The organism is Paenibacillus sp. 01T442 (assembly GCF_056398345.1).
Map to the genome: position 1 here is coordinate 1 of NZ_JBFTPF010000040.1, position 16,350 is coordinate 16,350.

A 16,350-nucleotide genomic window follows, 5' to 3' on the forward strand; every position below is an offset into this window, starting at 1 on the left:
CTMGTTTTCAAGGCGCAAACAAACGCTTTGACTGTTTGGTGATGATGGCGGAAGGGATCCACGCGTTCCCATCTCGAACACGACCGTTAAGCCTTCCAGCGTCGATGGTACTTGAACCGCAGGGTTCTGGGAGAGTAGAACGTTGCCAAACAACTGAAAGAGCCTTACCTTGGATAACTCCAGGTAAGGCTCTTTTTTGCATTTAGCCTATACTACGCCTCGTTACTAAATCATTAGCTGTATTTTCTACAGCTAATTGCTTGAATTTGCCTTGGAAAATTGAATTAAATGGAAAACATCCATCTATTGACATGGGAATTCCCCATTTTCAGCTAGTTCAACCAACATTAACGACATAAAATCCATTAATTTTGATGAAAGTGACCAAAACAGCGAAATTAACTGTACATAATCCATTAAATTGTCCAATCTCATGATTTGTAACTCGAGTTATGATGCTTTAGTTTGACTCGATTCGTGAAGTTGAGAAAGCAGATTGTGTATTGAGTTGAATAGAGGAGTGGAGCGTAGTAAGATCGTGGCGGAGATGCTCAATCGCATTGCCCTCCTTTTTATGTAAATCGCGCCGTATCAACAGCTTTTATTAAAATACTCTCGAATAAATCCCTAGGTAAGGTCAACAATAGTAAGGTTCACATAAGGCTATCGGATTTGTAGGGAGAGACATTTTAGAGCAGGACTTGTCAAAAAGAAAGGAAATGATTATAATTTAGTTAAGGTCAAAGAAAGTCAAAGTCAATTTACTTCTAGAAATCTGGGAGGCCGAATTGATGCGCAATGTATCAGAAATTATTGAACAGTATTTAAAGCATGTCCTGCAGCAGAGTACGGAGGGCGCTATCGAGATTCAACGGAACGATTTGGCTGACCAGTTTCAATGCGTGCCTTCTCAAATCAATTATGTCATTAGTACAAGGTTCACCTTGGAAAAAGGCTATGTGGTGGAGAGCAAACGCGGAGGTGGCGGTTATATTCGGATTCAGAAGATCGAGCTCAAGAGTCATGGATCTATTCTAGATCACATTTTCCGTACGATTCATACCCACATTGATCAAGTCACCTCAGAGGGGCTCATTTATCAATTGCAAGAGGGGCATTATATTTCCACCAGAGAAGCTAACCTGATTCGGGCAGCGATTTCCAGAGATGTATTGACCTTTAAACTCCCGCTGCGCGATGAAATTCGGGCTAAGATTCTTAAAGCAATGCTGATATCCTTGCTTAGCAGATAAGGAGGCAGATGGAATGGTTTGTCAGGAATGCGGGAAACGACCGGCGACTCTTCACTTCACGAAGATTGTGAATGGAGATAAGAACGAGTTCCACATTTGTGAGAATTGTGCCCGCGAGAAGGGCGAGATGATTCCTGGAACATCGAACGGTTTTTCGATTCACAATTTACTTTCAGGTTTACTTGATTTTGAACCATTGTCCGCGGCGAAGTCCCAGGCCATCCGCTGTGATAACTGCGGTCTTACTTACTCGCAATTCAGTAAATTAGGTCGGTTTGGTTGTGGGTCCTGTTATCAAAGCTTTTCGGTCAAACTTGATCCTCTTTTCAAGCGAGTTCATGGGAATATCGTGCATGTAGGGAAAGTTCCCAAGCGCAGTGGTGGTATCATTCAAAGCAAGCGTGAAATCGATCTTTTGAAGAAAGATATGATGACCTGTATCGAGAGCGAAGAGTTCGAGCAGGCTGCCCAGATACGTGACCAGATTCGTGAGATTGAGAAGAAGATTGCGGGTATGTAAGTTTGTAAGGGAGTGTGAATCCAGTGACATTACAGCGGTTTACAGGAGATGCTTTGAGTGAATGGATGAAGGGTGAAGGGCCAGAGTCGGATATTGTCATAAGCAGTCGAATCCGCATTGCTCGTAACCTGAGAGATTATCCATATCCCATGCTCGCGACCAATCAACAATCACAGGAAGTGCTGGAACAGTTATCTGGTGTTCTTGAGAATGAAGAGTTGGAGACGATAAGCAACTTCTCGCTCATTCCACTCGCGGAGCTGAATGAGCTCGAGCGAATGGTGCTAGTGGAGAAACATTTAATTAGTCCTAATTTAGCTAACGAATCCAGGAATGGGGCCGTTATTTTAAGCGATAATGAATCGATCAGTATCATGATCAATGAAGAGGATCATCTTCGCATACAATGTTTATGTCCTGGTTTCCAGATTAAAGAGGTTTGGGATTTGGCGAACCAGATTGATGATATTTTTGAAACACAGATGGATTACGGATACGATGAAAAAAGAGGCTACCTAACGAGCTGCCCGACCAATGTCGGCACAGGAATTCGCGCTTCGGTTATGATGCACCTTCCTGCGCTAGTGCTTAGTCAGCAAATTAATCGTATTTTATCCGCAGTTACACAAGTTGGGTTGACGGTTAGAGGATTATATGGGGAAGGTAGCGAAGCTTTAGGTAATCTATTCCAAATATCTAATCAAATTACGTTAGGTCAATCGGAAGAAGAGATCATTGATAATTTATATAGTGTGGCCAGGCAAATTATAGAGCATGAACGGGCCGCGAGACATAAGCTATTACAAGAGTCTAGAATGCGCATCATTGATCGTGTGAATCGATCCCTTGGCATTCTATCCTATGCGGGGATTATGGACTCTAAGGAAGCGGCACAGCGACTGTCAGATGTACGTCTGGGTATCGATCTAGGTATCATCAACAATGTATCGTCCCATGTGCTTAATGAACTCTTGGTCATGACGCAACCTGGTTTTCTTCAGCAATATGCGGGGGAGAAGCTAAATCCGGAAGAACGAGATATGAGGCGGGCGGAACTGATTCGCGAGAAATTTGGCAGGGTATAAATAAAGTAGTAAGAAGTACGTTAAGATTCATCCTTTAGGAATTCCATAGATATACTACTTTTGGAGGTGTTCGCTATGATGTTTGGCAGATTTACGGAACGTGCGCAGAAGGTGCTTTCTCTTGCTCAAGAGGAGGCTGTTCGATTAGGACATAACAATATTGGAACAGAGCACATTTTACTAGGACTTATTCGTGAAGGTGAAGGCATTGCTGCTAAAGCACTCGTTGCGCTCGGCCTAGGTCTTGAGAAAATTCAAGATGAAGTCGAATCTCTAATTGGCAGAGGGCAAGAACAGCCGACCAACATCGCGTATACACCTAGAGCTAAGAAAGTAATCGAACTTTCGATGGATGAAGCGAGAAAATTAGGTCACACGTATGTGGGGACTGAACATATCCTGCTCGGACTTATCCGTGAGGGTGAGGGCGTAGCTGCAAGAGTTCTTAATAATCTGGGGGTTTCCTTGAATAAGGCACGTCAGCAAGTTCTTCAGCTGCTAGGCAGCAGCGAAACCGTGTCGCCTAGTCATGGTACCAATCCGAATGTGAACACGCCTACATTGGATGGTCTGGCAAGAGATTTGACTGCGTACGCCAAAGAAGGTCATTTGGACCCCGTTATCGGCCGTAGCAAAGAGATTGAGCGTGTGATTCAAGTATTGAGTCGCAGAACCAAAAACAATCCTGTACTCATCGGTGAACCAGGGGTTGGTAAAACAGCGATTGCTGAAGGCCTTGCACAAAAAATCATCAACAATGAAATTCCGGAAACGTTGAAAGATAAACGCGTTATGACGCTGGATATGGGTTCTGTTGTTGCAGGAACGAAGTATCGCGGTGAATTCGAAGATCGTCTCAAAAAAATCATGGATGAAATTCGTCAAGCTGGCAATATCGTCTTGTTCATTGATGAGCTTCACACCTTGATTGGCGCGGGCGGAGCGGAAGGCGCAATTGATGCTTCTAACATCCTGAAGCCGGCACTTGCTAGAGGAGAGCTTCAATGTATTGGTGCTACAACCCTAGATGAGTACCGCAAATACATTGAGAAAGATGCTGCACTTGAGCGTCGTTTCCAACCGATTACGGTAGATCAACCATCACCTGAAGAAGCTGTTCAAATTCTGTATGGCTTGCGTGATCGCTATGAAGCGCATCACCGTGTGAAAATTACAGATGCTGCGATTCAAGAGGCTGTAAAGCTGTCGGATCGTTACATCACGGATCGTTTCTTACCGGATAAAGCGATCGACTTGATCGATGAAGCGAGTTCCAAAGTAAGATTGCGTTCTTACACGACACCACCTTCCTTGAAGCAGCTTGAAAGTAAGTTGGAAAACATCCGTAAAGAGAAGGATGCTGCCGTTCAAAGCCAAGAGTTCGAGAAAGCAGCAGGTCTTCGTGATACGGAGCAAAAGCTTCGCGAAGAGCTAGATTCGACGAAGAACGAGTGGAAAGAAAAACAAGGTCGTCTGGATACAGAAGTAACTCCAGATGACATTGCACAAATTGTAGCGAGCTGGACGGGAATTCCGGTCAGCAAGCTTGCTGAGGAAGAAACCGATCGTTTGCTCAAAATGGAAGATATCCTTCATGAGCGCGTCATTGGACAAGAAGAAGCAGTTAAAGCTGTGAGTCGTGCGATCCGCCGCGCAAGAGCAGGTCTGAAAGATCCGAAGCGTCCGATGGGCTCCTTCATTTTCTTAGGACCAACGGGTGTTGGAAAAACCGAGCTTGCACGTGCACTAGCAGAATCCCTCTTCGGAGATGACAACGCCGTTGTTCGTATCGATATGTCCGAGTACATGGAGAAGCATTCAACTTCCCGTTTGGTAGGAGCGCCTCCAGGGTATGTGGGTTATGAAGAAGGCGGTCAGCTAACTGAGAAAGTTCGCCGCAAACCATACTCCGTTGTCCTGCTCGATGAAATCGAGAAAGCACATCCGGAAGTGTTCAACATCCTGTTGCAAGTGCTAGAGGATGGTCGTTTAACGGATTCCAAAGGTCGTACCGTTGATTTCCGTAATACGCTAATCATTATGACTTCCAATGTAGGCGCGGACATGATTAAGAAAAACTCCTCGCTTGGCTTCACAGCTGCACTTGATGCTGGAAGAGACTATACGAATATGAAAGACAAAGTTATGGGCGAGTTGAAGAAAAGCTTCCGTCCTGAGTTCCTTAACCGAATCGATGAAATCATCGTATTCCACTCTTTGGATGAAGCACACATTGCACAAATCGTTAGCTTAATGGCTGATGATCTGCGCAAGCGTCTGAAAGAGCAAGAGGTTGATTTCTTGTTAACGGATAAAGCGAAGATGTTCTTGGCCAAGGAAGGATTTGATCCAACCTACGGTGCGCGTCCATTACGCAGAGCGATTCAGAAGCATATCGAAGATCGCTTATCGGAAGAATTGCTGAGAGGTAATATTTCCAAAGGTGATTCACTCACGATTGATGAGAATGAAGGCGAACTAGTTGTTCTTAAGGGCGAAGGCGTCTCATTAACGAAATAAGAGAAAGTGAAGAAGCATTTCACTTCATCCGATGAGGGTGGGGTGAGATGCTTTTTATTTAAGTCTGCAGTATTTCTAGATAAACGCTCTCGTTCTAACTGGACGATGTAGTCGTTTATTTTGTTTCAGCACTTTCATGAGATACATAAAAATGGTAAACTTTATTGGTAAGGATAGCCAAAAAGGATATCCCCATGTTAAGGAGCAACTTCTTCTATGAGTAAACAAAAAACCAAATTTAGCTGTCAAGAATGCGGCTATGATTCACCGAAATGGATGGGGAAATGTCCAGGTTGTCAGTCATGGAATACGATGGTGGAAGAAGTTGAAACAGTCGTTCGTACGCAAGGTATGACATCTTCGATCCCCAAAACGAAAGAAAAAGCGATCCCCATCATACATATAGAAAGCAGCTCTGAACCGAGAGTTGTCACAAGCAACAAAGAATTAAACAGGGTCCTGGGTGGAGGTATAGTCCCTGGGTCACTTATCCTCGTTGGTGGAGATCCCGGTATCGGGAAATCAACCTTGCTTCTGCAAACGTCCTTCGAACTCACACAAGCCCAGCAAAAAGTCCTTTATATATCAGGAGAAGAATCCATTAAGCAGACCAAACTTCGTGCCGATCGCTTAAATGCGTCATCTCCGCTGCTATACGTATTATGTGAGACGAACCTTGAATTGATCGAGGAAGCTATACAAGAAACGAATCCTGACTTTCTCGTCATTGACTCGATCCAAACGGTATTTCACCCGGCGATTACTTCGGCGCCTGGAACCGTATCGCAAGTTCGAGAATGCACAGGCCATTTTATGAGAATAGCTAAGGGTAAGGGAATTGCAACGGTCCTTGTCGGGCATGTGACGAAGGAAGGGGCAATAGCGGGGCCTAGAATGCTAGAGCATATGGTCGATTGTGTTCTCTACTTTGAAGGGGAGCGGCACCATTCCTATCGTGTGTTAAGAGCGGTAAAGAACCGTTTTGGCTCAACAAATGAAATTGGTATCTTTGAAATGCAAGAGGTTGGTCTCGTAGAAGTTAACAACCCATCGGAGTTGTTTCTATCGGAAAGGCCACTTGGTGTGGCTGGTTCTGCTGTTGTTGCTAGTATGGAGGGGACACGTCCCGTCTTGGTGGAGATTCAAGCACTCGTCTCCTCAACGAATTTCCCTTCTCCGAGAAGGATGGCGACAGGTGTAGATCACAATCGTCTTTCCTTAATCATCGCAGTATTAGAGAAACGCATGGGCATGTTCTTGCAAAATCAAGATGCTTATCTCAACGTGGCAGGTGGGATCAAGCTGGATGAACCAGCGGTGGATCTGGCGATCGCCATTAGTATCGCATCCAGTTTCCGAGATCAACCGACACAGCCATTTGATGTTGTGTTCGGTGAAATCGGTTTAACAGGAGAAGTCCGCGGCGTATCTCGGATTGATCAACGTGTGAAGGAAGCAGAGAAGCTTGGTTTCCGTAGAGTGATTATGCCAGAGAAAAGTTTGAAGGGGTGGACACATCCGAAAGGCATGGAGATTATTGGGGTAAACACGGTGGCTGAGGCATTGAAAGCGGCGCTGGGTTAGCGTGAGTTCTGCAAGCTATAAGCCTTCAGGAGGAAAATGATGAGTAAAGAAGAGATGAAACGCGATGTGATGAGCCAATTGCTCCAACTGGTAGCACCTGGTACACCATTTCGTGATGGTTTGGAGAATGTCTTACGCGCCAAAACAGGCGGACTGATCGTTGTAGGCTTCAGTTCCGAGGTAACAGAAATCGTGGATGGTGGATTCTCCATCAATTGCGACTTCTCGCCTAACTATTTGTATGAGCTTGCCAAAATGGATGGTGCGATTATCCTCAGCGAGGACATCAAGCGCATCCTTTATGCGAACACCCAATTGATTCCGGATTCTTCTATTTCCTCATCTGAGACGGGGATTAGACACCGAACAGCGGAGCGTGTGGCGAAGCAAACGAATAAATTAGTTGTTTCCATTTCACAGCGGCGGAATGTCATTACGCTATATCAAGGTAATTTAAGATATGCACTGAAGGATATCGGAGTCATCTTGACCAAAGCGAATCAAGCGATTCAAACATTGGAGCGATATAAGGTTGTATTGGATCAATCCCTTACGAATCTGAGTGCATCGGAGTTTGAGGAACTAGTTACCTTGCATGATATTACCAATGTCATTGCCAGATTTGAGATGGTGTTACGCATCAAAGCTGAAATTAATCGTTATATTAACGAACTTGGCAATGAAGGACGATTAATTAGCATGCAATTAGAAGAACTTGTTGGGAATGCGGAACTTGAAGCGCGTTTGCTCGTAAAAGATTATGTAAGAGAATTATCAGAAGAAAGAGTCAAGGAGATGCAGGCTGGTTTGAAGCGTCTGTCATCTGATGAGCTGCTAGAGCCCCAGCAAATTATTCGCTTGCTAGGGTATTCTCATACCAATTCGATTGCTGAAGAGCCAGTCTCCCCACGTGGCTTCCGCATTTTAGGCAAAATTCCGCGGTTACCATCTATCATTATTGGTAATCTAGTGGAGAAATTTGGCTACTTGCCACACATGATGATGGCGACGATAGAGGAATTGGATGAAGTTGACGGAATCGGAGAAGTGAGAGCCCGCGCCATTAAGGAAGGTCTCAAAAGAATTCAGGAACAAGTGTTCATTGACAGACATATTTAAAGTGGATACAATCATAAAGTATCATTGTTAAGGTTTTATGTAGTCAAGTTTAGGGTATAGTAAATCCAGAGGTGGACAAAAACATATGTTAACAAAATCAATTCCCAGTCTCTTTACAGTAGGGAACTTATTCCTAGGCGTACTATCGATTATCCTAGCCTTCAGTGGAGAACATGGCATCGCTGCCGTTCTTGTCATTGTCGCTATGCTATTGGATGGACTCGATGGACGTGTTGCGAGAGCGTTGAACGCTCAAAGTGAGTTCGGTAAAGAATTAGACTCCTTATCCGATGTGATCTCTTTCGGTGTCGCTCCTGCTTTCATCATGTATGTAGTTGCATTTAACGATCCTACCGTCATTAGCCCAGCTTTTGCTTGGATTGTCACAGCGATCTTCCCGATCTGTGGAGCGTTGCGGTTAGCTAGATTCAATGTTGTTGCCGGTACGCCTGGCTATTTCATCGGTTTGCCGATTCCAGCAGCAGGCGGTGTTCTTTGTACGTTAGCTCTTTTCGTGAACGATATTAACGTATATGTGCTTCTCGTAAGTACAGTTTTGTTGTCATACTTAATGGTCAGCACAGTGAAATATCCGAACTTCAAAAAGGCGGGTATTCCTAAAGCAGCGATTTGGATTACGCCAATTATCGTTGCAGCAGCGATTTTGATTGCAATCAAATGGCCTGAGTCCATTTCCAAAATGATTTTCGTACCGCTTTTGATGTACGCGCTTTACGGCCTAAAAAAAAACGTTGATGGATACTTCATTCGTCTCCGTAATCTTCGCAGAAAGAACAAAAGACGTGGCGTAGATGACACGAATTCAGTGAAATCTGACGTGTAAGCACATTGTTCGAAAATAAAAAGCATTTATTTTCTCCTGATCTTCAGGAAGAAAATAAATGCTTTTTTTTGTTTTCATCATCATGACATGTTGAATAGGCCCAGTGTTGTACATTTCTTTGATTCATTCTCAACGACTTGCTCCAAATTAATATCAAGAATGTTACTTAGCGCAGACATGTAGAAGAGATTTCTGCCTAATTCGCTACTAACAACCTCAATGCATTGCTCACATAAGTGACCAGATACATGGGTGCCTAGAACATCCTTAGCCTCATCCAAGGTCATCTCTGGATGATACTCTTGCTTAGCTGCATGAACCTGGATACATCCACATTCAGTAATGGATTTCACCACGGAACGATTGGCAGCTGCGCCTGACTGTTGAAATTTGGATAAGACATCAAGCAGACTGCGGTGACGGAGTAACAATTCAGACACTTGATCTTGAAACTGCTTTAATGTCAAGGAGCTCATTCCATCCACCTCTGGTAGGTTGGTAACTTCCATTTCATTATAATGGATGCCCTCTAATATTTCAATTTTCCGACGAAAGAAGTGATTAACGTTGCATAAATTGGAACATAATTGTAATAAGGCTTACAATAAACGGTTACACCGTCCTCTAAGGACGAGTGCGTTTATCCAAAAATTTAAGCCGAAGTATATGTGACACATATACGGTCTACAATTTCAAAAAAAGTTGATGCAGGAGGTGAATCTGTGATGAAGAAATGGGTACAAATCATTTTAGCCATCATGGGTGGCAGTTTAGGTTATAGGTGGAGCGATTCGTTCCTACAAACGACGGATGTGACAAGTCAAGCAGGACAAGTATTTTGGATTAATAGTTTATGTGCAGTAGGGATGTTTTTGATTTCAGCGTGGGTAGCTAACGTCGGCATGAACTTGCTGATGAGAGGTGAACGCAATGTCACGGATATTCCCGTGTCGGATTTGCTATCTGGTACGCTAGGACTCGTGATTGGGCTATTGGTTTCAGTCATGTTATTTCCTGTGCTGGAACAGGCCAAATGGGCAGGGCCATTCTTACCTTTCCTTGTATCGGCTGTATTAGGCGTTATGGGCTTCCGTATCGGTTACAGCAAGCGGGAAGAACTTGTACAGGTCATTGCGAAGAGCAGATCTGGCGGTCCTGAGAAGCAGACGCATCGCCCGTACGAGGAACATAAGATTTTGGATACGAGCGTCATCATAGATGGCCGGATCGCAGATATTTGCAAGACCGGATTTATCGAGGGAACCCTGGTAATTCCGGAGTTCGTATTGGAAGAGTTGCAGCATATTGCAGACTCATCAGATTTACTGAAGCGAAACCGTGGGCGTCGCGGACTGGACATTTTGAACAAAATCCAAAAAGAACTTGAAGTGAAGGTCCTCATTTATGAAGGGGATTTCGAAGAAATCGCCGAAGTGGACAGTAAACTGGTGCGCTTAGCCAAAGTGCTTCAAGGGAAAGTAATTACGAACGATTTTAACCTTAATAAAGTATGTGAACTTCAAGGTGTATCGGTGCTCAATATCAACGATCTTGCGAATGCGGTGAAGCCAGTTGTCCTACCGGGAGAAGAAATTATTGTTCAAGTCATTAAAGACGGCAAGGAACATGGACAAGGTGTAGCTTATCTCGATGATGGTACGATGATCGTTGTCGAAGGCGGTCGTGATTTCATCGGAATGACGCTGGAAGTGATGGTAACGAGTGTGCTTCAGACGTCGGCGGGTCGAATGATTTTTGCGAAACCAAAACTATTGGAAAAAGCACAGTAAAACCAGTATGATAAGGAGATGTAACATAGCTCTTTCAAGTTGACTTGGGCCTATGATTACGAAGAAAGCTTTCGTTTGGAAGCGCCAAGTTGGAGGACTTATGGGGAAGCTAGGAGTTATCATCGTAGCAGCGGGCAAAGGTTCGCGCATGGGTACAGCAGAAAGCAAACAATACCTGCAACTGGGACAGAAGCCAATTCTGGTACATACCTTGCAATTATTTCAAAACATACATGAAGTGGATGAAATTATTCTCGTTGTGGGTGCTGATGATGTGAATCGCTGTAACGGCTATGTCACGAACTATGCACTTACGAAGGTAACATGTGTGCTGGCGGGTGGCGCAGAGCGGCAAGATTCCGTTAGACAGGGTCTCCAGGCCTTGCAACAGGGCACGCAATGGGTGCTTGTGCATGACGGTGTTCGCCCTTTCGTGAAAAAAGAACATATGTTCGAGTGTCTGGCAAAGGCGCAAGAAATAGGAGCAGCGGTCTTAGCCGTTCCCGTCAAAGATACAATTAAAGTTGTGGATGCTGCAGATAAGCGCATTCAATCGACACCGGATAGACGAAGCTTGTGGGCCATCCAAACGCCGCAGGCTTTTCGTCTTTCTCTCCTACAGGAGGCGCATGAGAAGGCAGAGCAGGATCGGTTCATGGGGACGGATGACGCGAGTTTAGTGGAGCGTTTAGGCGCAGCCGTATACGTAGTAGAAGGGGACTATTATAATATCAAAATAACGACCCCCGAAGATTTACCTTGGGCAGAATGGATTTTACATAACGTGAGGGGAGAGGCTTAGGTATGATTAGAATAGGAAATGGATTCGATGTTCATCAATTGGTAGAAGGACGTAAGTGCATTATTGGAGGGGTAACGATTCCTTATGAAAAAGGGTTGCTGGGACACTCCGACGCGGACGTACTATTGCACGCGATTAGTGACGCGATCCTAGGCGCACTTGGTCTTGGCGATATCGGGAAGCATTTCCCGGATACAGCTGCCGAGTACAAAGATGCGGATAGCTTAGTCTTGTTGAAGCGGGTATGGCAATTGGCGAAGGAGAAGGGCTACAAATTAGGGAATGCAGATTCCACGATTATTGCTCAGAAACCAAAGATGCTGCCGTATATCCCACAAATGGTTGAAATCATTGCTGCCGCACTAGAAGCAGAGACAGATCAAGTGAACGTGAAAGCGACAACGACAGAACAGCTAGGATTTACTGGCCGTGGCGAGGGAATCGCGGCACAATCGGTTGTTTGTTTAATTCGTGATGTGATAAAATAGCAGGTATTCATGCATGGAAGATGAAAAGGGGATACAACGATGAGTCAGCCTTTACGCGTGCGTTATGCACCTAGTCCGACTGGACATTTACATATTGGCGGTGCCCGTACGGCACTGTTTGATTATCTATTAGCTCGTAAGGACGGCGGCGCATTTGTTGTGCGCTTTGAAGATACGGATCAAACGCGTCATAAGGAGTCTGGAATCGAAGACCAGTTGAATGGTCTGAGATGGCTTGGCTTAGAATGGGATGAAAGTGTGGATATCGGAGGCCCTTACGGTCCTTACCGTCAGATGGAGAGACTGGATATCTACAAGATCTATCTAGATAAACTATTACAGAGCGGTCACGCTTATGGTTGCTATTGCTCGGAAGCCGATCTAGAACAAGAGCGCGCAGAGCAAGAGGCAAGCGGGGAAATGGGCGGCTATTCCGGCAAGTGCCGTAACCTGACGCCAGAGCAAATCGCTGCTTACCAATCGGAAGGCCGTGTGCCTTCAACGCGTTTTCGTGTGCCAGCGGATCGTATCATTGCGATCGAAGACAAGGTTCGCGAGCATGTGGAATTCGATTCCAATGGGATTGGCGATTTCATTATTGCGCGTCCAGATGGGATCCCGACTTACAACTTTGCCGTCATTGTGGATGATCATTTGATGAAAATCAACTTGGTTATTCGTGGGGAAGAACATCTATCCAATACACCAAGACAAGTTCTGATGTACGAAGCGCTGGATATGCCGATTCCCGAGTTCGCGCATTTATCTTTGATTTTGAATACGGATCGCAAGAAGATGAGCAAACGGGATGAGTCGATCATCCAGTTTATCGAGCAATACAAAGAGCTTGGTTACTTGCCAGAAGCCGTGCTGAACTTTATTGCCTTGCTAGGTTGGTCACCAGGTGGGGAAGAAGAGATGTTCACGAAGGAAGAATTGATCGCGCAGTTTGATCTGGATCGTGTATCCAAGAGCCCGGCTGTATTTGATATGGATAAATTGAATTGGATGAACAATGCGTATCTGAAAAAAGCTCCGCTATCCCGCATCGTTGATCTGTGCTTACCGCATTTGCGCAAAGCCGGTTACCTTGAACAAGGTGATTTGGATGCTGCTACTGGGGCATGGGTGGAGGCGCTCGTTAGCCTCAATCAAGAAAGAATGCGCTACGCGGCTGAAATCGTGGAATTGTCTGCGATCTTCTTCAAAGAGGAGCTGGTCATCGATGATGAAGCGGCTGCTGTATTGAAAGAAGAGCATGTCCCTGTTGTGCTGACTAGTTTCTTAGCTCAAGTCGAGCAAGCGGAAGCTTTCACGGTTGAAGCAATGCCGGCGCTGCTTAAAGCAGTACAGAAGGAAACAGGCTTCAAAGGGAAGCAGCTGTTCATGTCTGTTCGCTCCGCGTTGACAGGTCAAGTCCATGGACCGGATCTGAATGTGTCCCTTTTCCTACTTGGGAAAGAAAAAGTCGTTTCACGTCTTCAGAGCTTATTGTAAAGCGAGGTTCTTTTCGCTATACTTAACTCAATGGAATACGAAATGCGATGATCAGGAGAGTATGGTTAAGTGAGGATTTGTCAGAGAGGATAATCAAGGCCGTGAGGCTTTGGCTGTGAGTTATCCAATCCTTGTAATCAGAAATGCACCTGGGAGCAGCCGCGCCGAATACTCACCGAGTAGGGTAGGCGCAGCCGGAACACCCACGTTACGGGTTTGAGTTGGGAGACTTCCGAGTCACCAAGCAGAGTGGAACCGCGATAACCACGCCTCTGCAGCCTTAGGGCTGCAGGGGCTTTTTTTATTTTCATACCAACATCATTCTAGGCAAGAAGGTGAGCATATGTGGTCAACGATCAAATCTGATATATCCGCCGTATTCGATAACGACCCTGCAGCGCGCAGTTGGTTTGAGGTTGTTTTTACGTATTCGGGACTTCATGCGATATGGTCGCATCGGATTGGACATTGGTTTTATACAAGAAGGATGTTTACCCTGGCTCGTATCGTTTCTCAAATAAGTCGATTCATGACAGGCATCGAAATCCATCCGGGAGCAACAATTGGCAGAAGGTTGTTTATTGACCACGGGATGGGTGTTGTCATCGGGGAAACCTGCGAGATCGGAGATGATGTGATCTTGTACCAAGGTGTAACTTTAGGCGGAACGGGGAAAGAGAAAGGTAAGAGACATCCAACAATTGGCAATAATGTAGTTATTGGTTCTGGTGCCAAAATTCTCGGATCCTTCCTTGTAGGTGAGAACTCTCGTATTGGCTCTAATGCAGTAGTGATTCAGGAGGTTCCATCCAATAGCACGGTCGTCACGATACCGGCCAAACTTGTGAAGCGAGACGGTGTCCGTGTGAATAGATTAGACCATGGCAATTTGCCCGATCCGATCGTCGATATTTTCCAAGAATTACAGAATCAAATTAATGAGTTGAAATTCCAACTGGAAGAAGAACGGAAGCAGAATGGAGAATTGAGGAGAACATGACACTCAAAGTATATAATACCTTAACGCGCAAGAAGGAAGAGTTTGTTCCGATTGAGCCAGGCAAAGTAAAGATGTACGTATGTGGTCCAACCGTATATAACTATATTCATATTGGCAACGGACGTCCTGTCATATTTTTCGACGTGGTTCGCCGTTATTTGGAATCGCAGCAATATGAAGTAAATTACATTACGAACTTTACCGATGTGGATGATAAAATGATTCGCAAAGCCGAGGAGATGGCGGTTTCTGTACCAGAACTTGCCGAAACGTTCATCGCGGCTTTCTTAGAAGATATCCAATCACTAGGGGTTCATGAAGCGACGATGAATCCACGTGTAACAGAGAATATTCAAGAAATTATCGACTTCATCGCTGCGCTTGTGGAGAAGGATTTTGCATACGAAGCGCGCGGTGATGTGTATTATAGAACGTCGAAATTCGCAGATTACGGCAAGCTCTCTAAGCAAAATTTGGAGGAACTTAAGCACGGTATTCGTGTTGAGGTGGATGAGCGTAAAGAGAATCCTCAGGACTTTGTCCTATGGAAAGCGGCGAAGCCTGGTGAGATTTATTGGGATAGCCCTTGGGGCCAAGGTCGCCCAGGCTGGCATATTGAGTGCTCCGCCATGGTGCGCAAATATTTGGGTGAAACGATTGATATTCACGGAGGCGGGCAAGATTTAACGTTCCCTCACCATGAATGTGAGATTGCTCAAACCGAGGCGGTAACTGGTCATCCCATGGCCAATTATTGGTTGCACAATGCTTTTCTAAATATCGATAATGAAAAAATGTCGAAATCACTCGGAAATGGTATTTTAATTCGAGATCTAGTTAAGCAAATTAAACCTGAAGTGTTCCGTTTCTTCATGTTATCCGCTCATTATCGGAACCCACTTAATTTCAGTGATGAGAGTTTGAAACAAGCGGCGAATGCGTTGGAACGGATTCAGAATGCTTACGATAATATGAAGCATCGTCTTGCTACAGCATCTGCTACTGGCGAAGTTGAAGCGGGAATTACAGATACACTGCAGGCCATTTCGAAACAATTTGTAGATAAAATGAATGATGATTTTAATACGCCAGATGCCATTACCGCGGTATTCGATCTCGTTGCAGAAGCGAACTTATACTTGCAACAGGAGCGGGTACATGCTGGCGCAGTGAAACTATTCATGGAACAGCTAGAAGCATTCGATGCAACGCTGGGCATCCTTTCACAACAAGGGGATGAATTGCTGGATGAGGAGATCGAGCAGTTGATCGTTGAACGCACGGAGTCACGGAAATCGAAGAATTGGGCACGCGCCGATGAAATTCGTGATTTGCTGACGGAGAAAGGGATATTCCTTGAGGACACACCACAAGGCATACGCTGGCGCCGCAAATGAATGAAATAAATCTGGATGCTGCTAACTTGTTTTCCTTCCCGCCATCGAAAAGTCCGCATTTATTAAATCCGCTAGTGCTGGCGTATATTGGGGATGCGGTGTATGAAGTCTATATCCGACAATATGTCATCTCAGGGGCGAATCATCGCCCTAATCATTTGCATAAAGCTTCAACAGGTTTTGTGTCTGCCAAAGCCCAGTCCAAATTATTGACGGCCTTGATGCCCACACTATCGGAAGAAGAAGTAGACATCGTGAAGCGAGGGCGTAATGCCAAATCAGGAACGACAGCCAAAAACGCGGATGTGCTGGAATACCGTCACAGCACCGCGTTTGAGTGCTTAATCGGATACTTATACTACAAGCAATCCTTTGAGCGATTGAAAGAGATATTAGATTTCGCAATCACGTTTAATCATACGCAGAAATAGAGAAGCATTCGCACGTACTT

At 45.0% G+C, this 16,350-nt stretch carries 15 protein-coding genes and 1 rRNA gene; 15 read left to right on the forward strand and 1 reads right to left on the reverse strand.

What is annotated here, in order from left to right; all coding sequences use genetic code 11:
• The first annotated feature begins 34 nt into the window (after positions 1-34).
• The 8 genes from rrf to pssA all read left to right on the forward strand — a co-directional run bounded on the left by rrf (position 35) and on the right by pssA (position 8,925).
• A 5S ribosomal RNA gene (gene rrf, locus AC1DLM_RS23400) occupies positions 35-151 on the forward strand.
• Positions 152-791: 640 nt separating this feature from the next.
• The gene (locus AC1DLM_RS23405) at positions 792-1,253 is read left to right on the forward strand and encodes a CtsR family transcriptional regulator (protein ID WP_056618373.1); all 462 of its coding nucleotides are present in this window, start codon (positions 792-794) and stop codon (positions 1,251-1,253) included.
• Positions 1,254-1,266: 13 nt separating this feature from the next.
• Positions 1,267-1,773, forward strand: a complete 507-nt coding sequence (locus tag AC1DLM_RS23410; RefSeq protein ID WP_056618372.1) for a UvrB/UvrC motif-containing protein — start codon at positions 1,267-1,269, stop codon at positions 1,771-1,773.
• 23 nt (positions 1,774-1,796) lie between these two features.
• Positions 1,797-2,858 (forward strand): protein arginine kinase, encoded by a 1,062-nt coding sequence (locus tag AC1DLM_RS23415; RefSeq protein WP_171632703.1) that lies wholly within the window; start codon positions 1,797-1,799, stop codon positions 2,856-2,858.
• Positions 2,859-2,933: 75 nt separating this feature from the next.
• Positions 2,934-5,378 (forward strand): ATP-dependent protease ATP-binding subunit ClpC, encoded by a 2,445-nt coding sequence (clpC, locus tag AC1DLM_RS23420; protein WP_056618369.1) that lies wholly within the window; start codon positions 2,934-2,936, stop codon positions 5,376-5,378.
• Between the two features lie 216 nt (positions 5,379-5,594).
• A complete protein-coding gene (gene radA, locus AC1DLM_RS23425) occupies positions 5,595-6,962 on the forward strand; it encodes a DNA repair protein RadA (protein ID WP_441991609.1) in 1,368 nt (455 codons plus the stop codon).
• 39 nt (positions 6,963-7,001) lie between these two features.
• The gene (disA, locus tag AC1DLM_RS23430; protein WP_082595602.1) at positions 7,002-8,081 is read left to right on the forward strand and encodes a DNA integrity scanning diadenylate cyclase DisA; all 1,080 of its coding nucleotides are present in this window, start codon (positions 7,002-7,004) and stop codon (positions 8,079-8,081) included.
• 85 nt (positions 8,082-8,166) lie between these two features.
• The gene (pssA, locus tag AC1DLM_RS23435; RefSeq protein ID WP_056618353.1) at positions 8,167-8,925 is read left to right on the forward strand and encodes a CDP-diacylglycerol--serine O-phosphatidyltransferase; all 759 of its coding nucleotides are present in this window, start codon (positions 8,167-8,169) and stop codon (positions 8,923-8,925) included.
• Between the two features lie 80 nt (positions 8,926-9,005).
• On the opposite strand, the gene AC1DLM_RS23440 is transcribed toward pssA, so the two are convergent.
• On the reverse strand, positions 9,006-9,401 hold the full coding sequence (locus AC1DLM_RS23440) for a hypothetical protein (protein WP_056618352.1): 396 nt from the start codon (positions 9,399-9,401) through the stop codon (positions 9,006-9,008).
• 246 nt (positions 9,402-9,647) lie between these two features.
• Between AC1DLM_RS23440 and AC1DLM_RS23445 the strand changes: the two genes are divergently transcribed.
• The 7 genes from AC1DLM_RS23445 (at position 9,648) to AC1DLM_RS23475 (ending at position 16,330) form a co-directional block, all read left to right on the forward strand.
• Positions 9,648-10,715: a PIN/TRAM domain-containing protein gene (locus AC1DLM_RS23445; protein WP_441991608.1), complete on the forward strand. Its 1,068-nt coding sequence runs from the start codon at positions 9,648-9,650 to the stop codon at positions 10,713-10,715.
• A gap of 100 nt (positions 10,716-10,815) precedes the next feature.
• A complete protein-coding gene (ispD, locus tag AC1DLM_RS23450) occupies positions 10,816-11,517 on the forward strand; it encodes a 2-C-methyl-D-erythritol 4-phosphate cytidylyltransferase (protein WP_477571346.1) in 702 nt (233 codons plus the stop codon).
• A 2-nt stretch (positions 11,518-11,519) separates the two neighbouring features.
• Entirely contained in the window at positions 11,520-12,005 is a 486-nt protein-coding gene (gene ispF, locus AC1DLM_RS23455) for a 2-C-methyl-D-erythritol 2,4-cyclodiphosphate synthase (RefSeq protein ID WP_441991606.1), read from the forward strand.
• A gap of 39 nt (positions 12,006-12,044) precedes the next feature.
• The gene (gene gltX, locus AC1DLM_RS23460) at positions 12,045-13,502 is read left to right on the forward strand and encodes a glutamate--tRNA ligase (protein WP_477571347.1); all 1,458 of its coding nucleotides are present in this window, start codon (positions 12,045-12,047) and stop codon (positions 13,500-13,502) included.
• A 343-nt stretch (positions 13,503-13,845) separates the two neighbouring features.
• Positions 13,846-14,502, forward strand: coding sequence for a serine O-acetyltransferase (cysE, locus tag AC1DLM_RS23465; protein ID WP_056618342.1), 657 nt, complete (start codon positions 13,846-13,848; stop codon positions 14,500-14,502).
• A complete protein-coding gene (cysS, locus tag AC1DLM_RS23470) occupies positions 14,499-15,899 on the forward strand; it encodes a cysteine--tRNA ligase (RefSeq protein WP_477571348.1) in 1,401 nt (466 codons plus the stop codon). Before cysE ends, cysS begins: the two co-directional genes overlap by 4 nt.
• Positions 15,896-16,330 carry a Mini-ribonuclease 3 gene (locus AC1DLM_RS23475; protein WP_477571349.1) on the forward strand — a complete coding sequence of 145 codons (435 nt, stop codon included), beginning with the start codon at positions 15,896-15,898 and terminating at the stop codon, positions 16,328-16,330. Before cysS ends, AC1DLM_RS23475 begins: the two co-directional genes overlap by 4 nt.
• Positions 16,331-16,350 lie beyond the last annotated feature (20 nt).

Bases quoted from the DNA above. Each gene is read 5' to 3' on its own strand.
- AC1DLM_RS23405 (WP_056618373.1), top strand. From the start codon at position 792: ATGCGCAATGTATCAGAAATTATTGAACAGTATTTAAAGCATGTCCTG.
- AC1DLM_RS23410 (WP_056618372.1), top strand. From the start codon at position 1,267: ATGGTTTGTCAGGAATGCGGGAAACGACCGGCGACTCTTCACTTCACG.
- clpC (WP_056618369.1), top strand. From the start codon at position 2,934: ATGATGTTTGGCAGATTTACGGAACGTGCGCAGAAGGTGCTTTCTCTT.
- radA (WP_441991609.1), top strand. From the start codon at position 5,595: ATGAGTAAACAAAAAACCAAATTTAGCTGTCAAGAATGCGGCTATGAT.
- disA (WP_082595602.1), top strand. From the start codon at position 7,002: ATGAGTAAAGAAGAGATGAAACGCGATGTGATGAGCCAATTGCTCCAA.
- pssA (WP_056618353.1), top strand. From the start codon at position 8,167: ATGTTAACAAAATCAATTCCCAGTCTCTTTACAGTAGGGAACTTATTC.
- AC1DLM_RS23440 (WP_056618352.1), bottom strand. From the start codon at position 9,401: ATGAGCTCCTTGACATTAAAGCAGTTTCAAGATCAAGTGTCTGAATTG.
- ispD (WP_477571346.1), top strand. From the start codon at position 10,816: ATGGGGAAGCTAGGAGTTATCATCGTAGCAGCGGGCAAAGGTTCGCGC.
- ispF (WP_441991606.1), top strand. From the start codon at position 11,520: ATGATTAGAATAGGAAATGGATTCGATGTTCATCAATTGGTAGAAGGA.
- gltX (WP_477571347.1), top strand. From the start codon at position 12,045: ATGAGTCAGCCTTTACGCGTGCGTTATGCACCTAGTCCGACTGGACAT.
- cysE (WP_056618342.1), top strand. From the start codon at position 13,846: ATGTGGTCAACGATCAAATCTGATATATCCGCCGTATTCGATAACGAC.
- cysS (WP_477571348.1), top strand. From the start codon at position 14,499: ATGACACTCAAAGTATATAATACCTTAACGCGCAAGAAGGAAGAGTTT.
- AC1DLM_RS23475 (WP_477571349.1), top strand. From the start codon at position 15,896: ATGAATGAAATAAATCTGGATGCTGCTAACTTGTTTTCCTTCCCGCCA.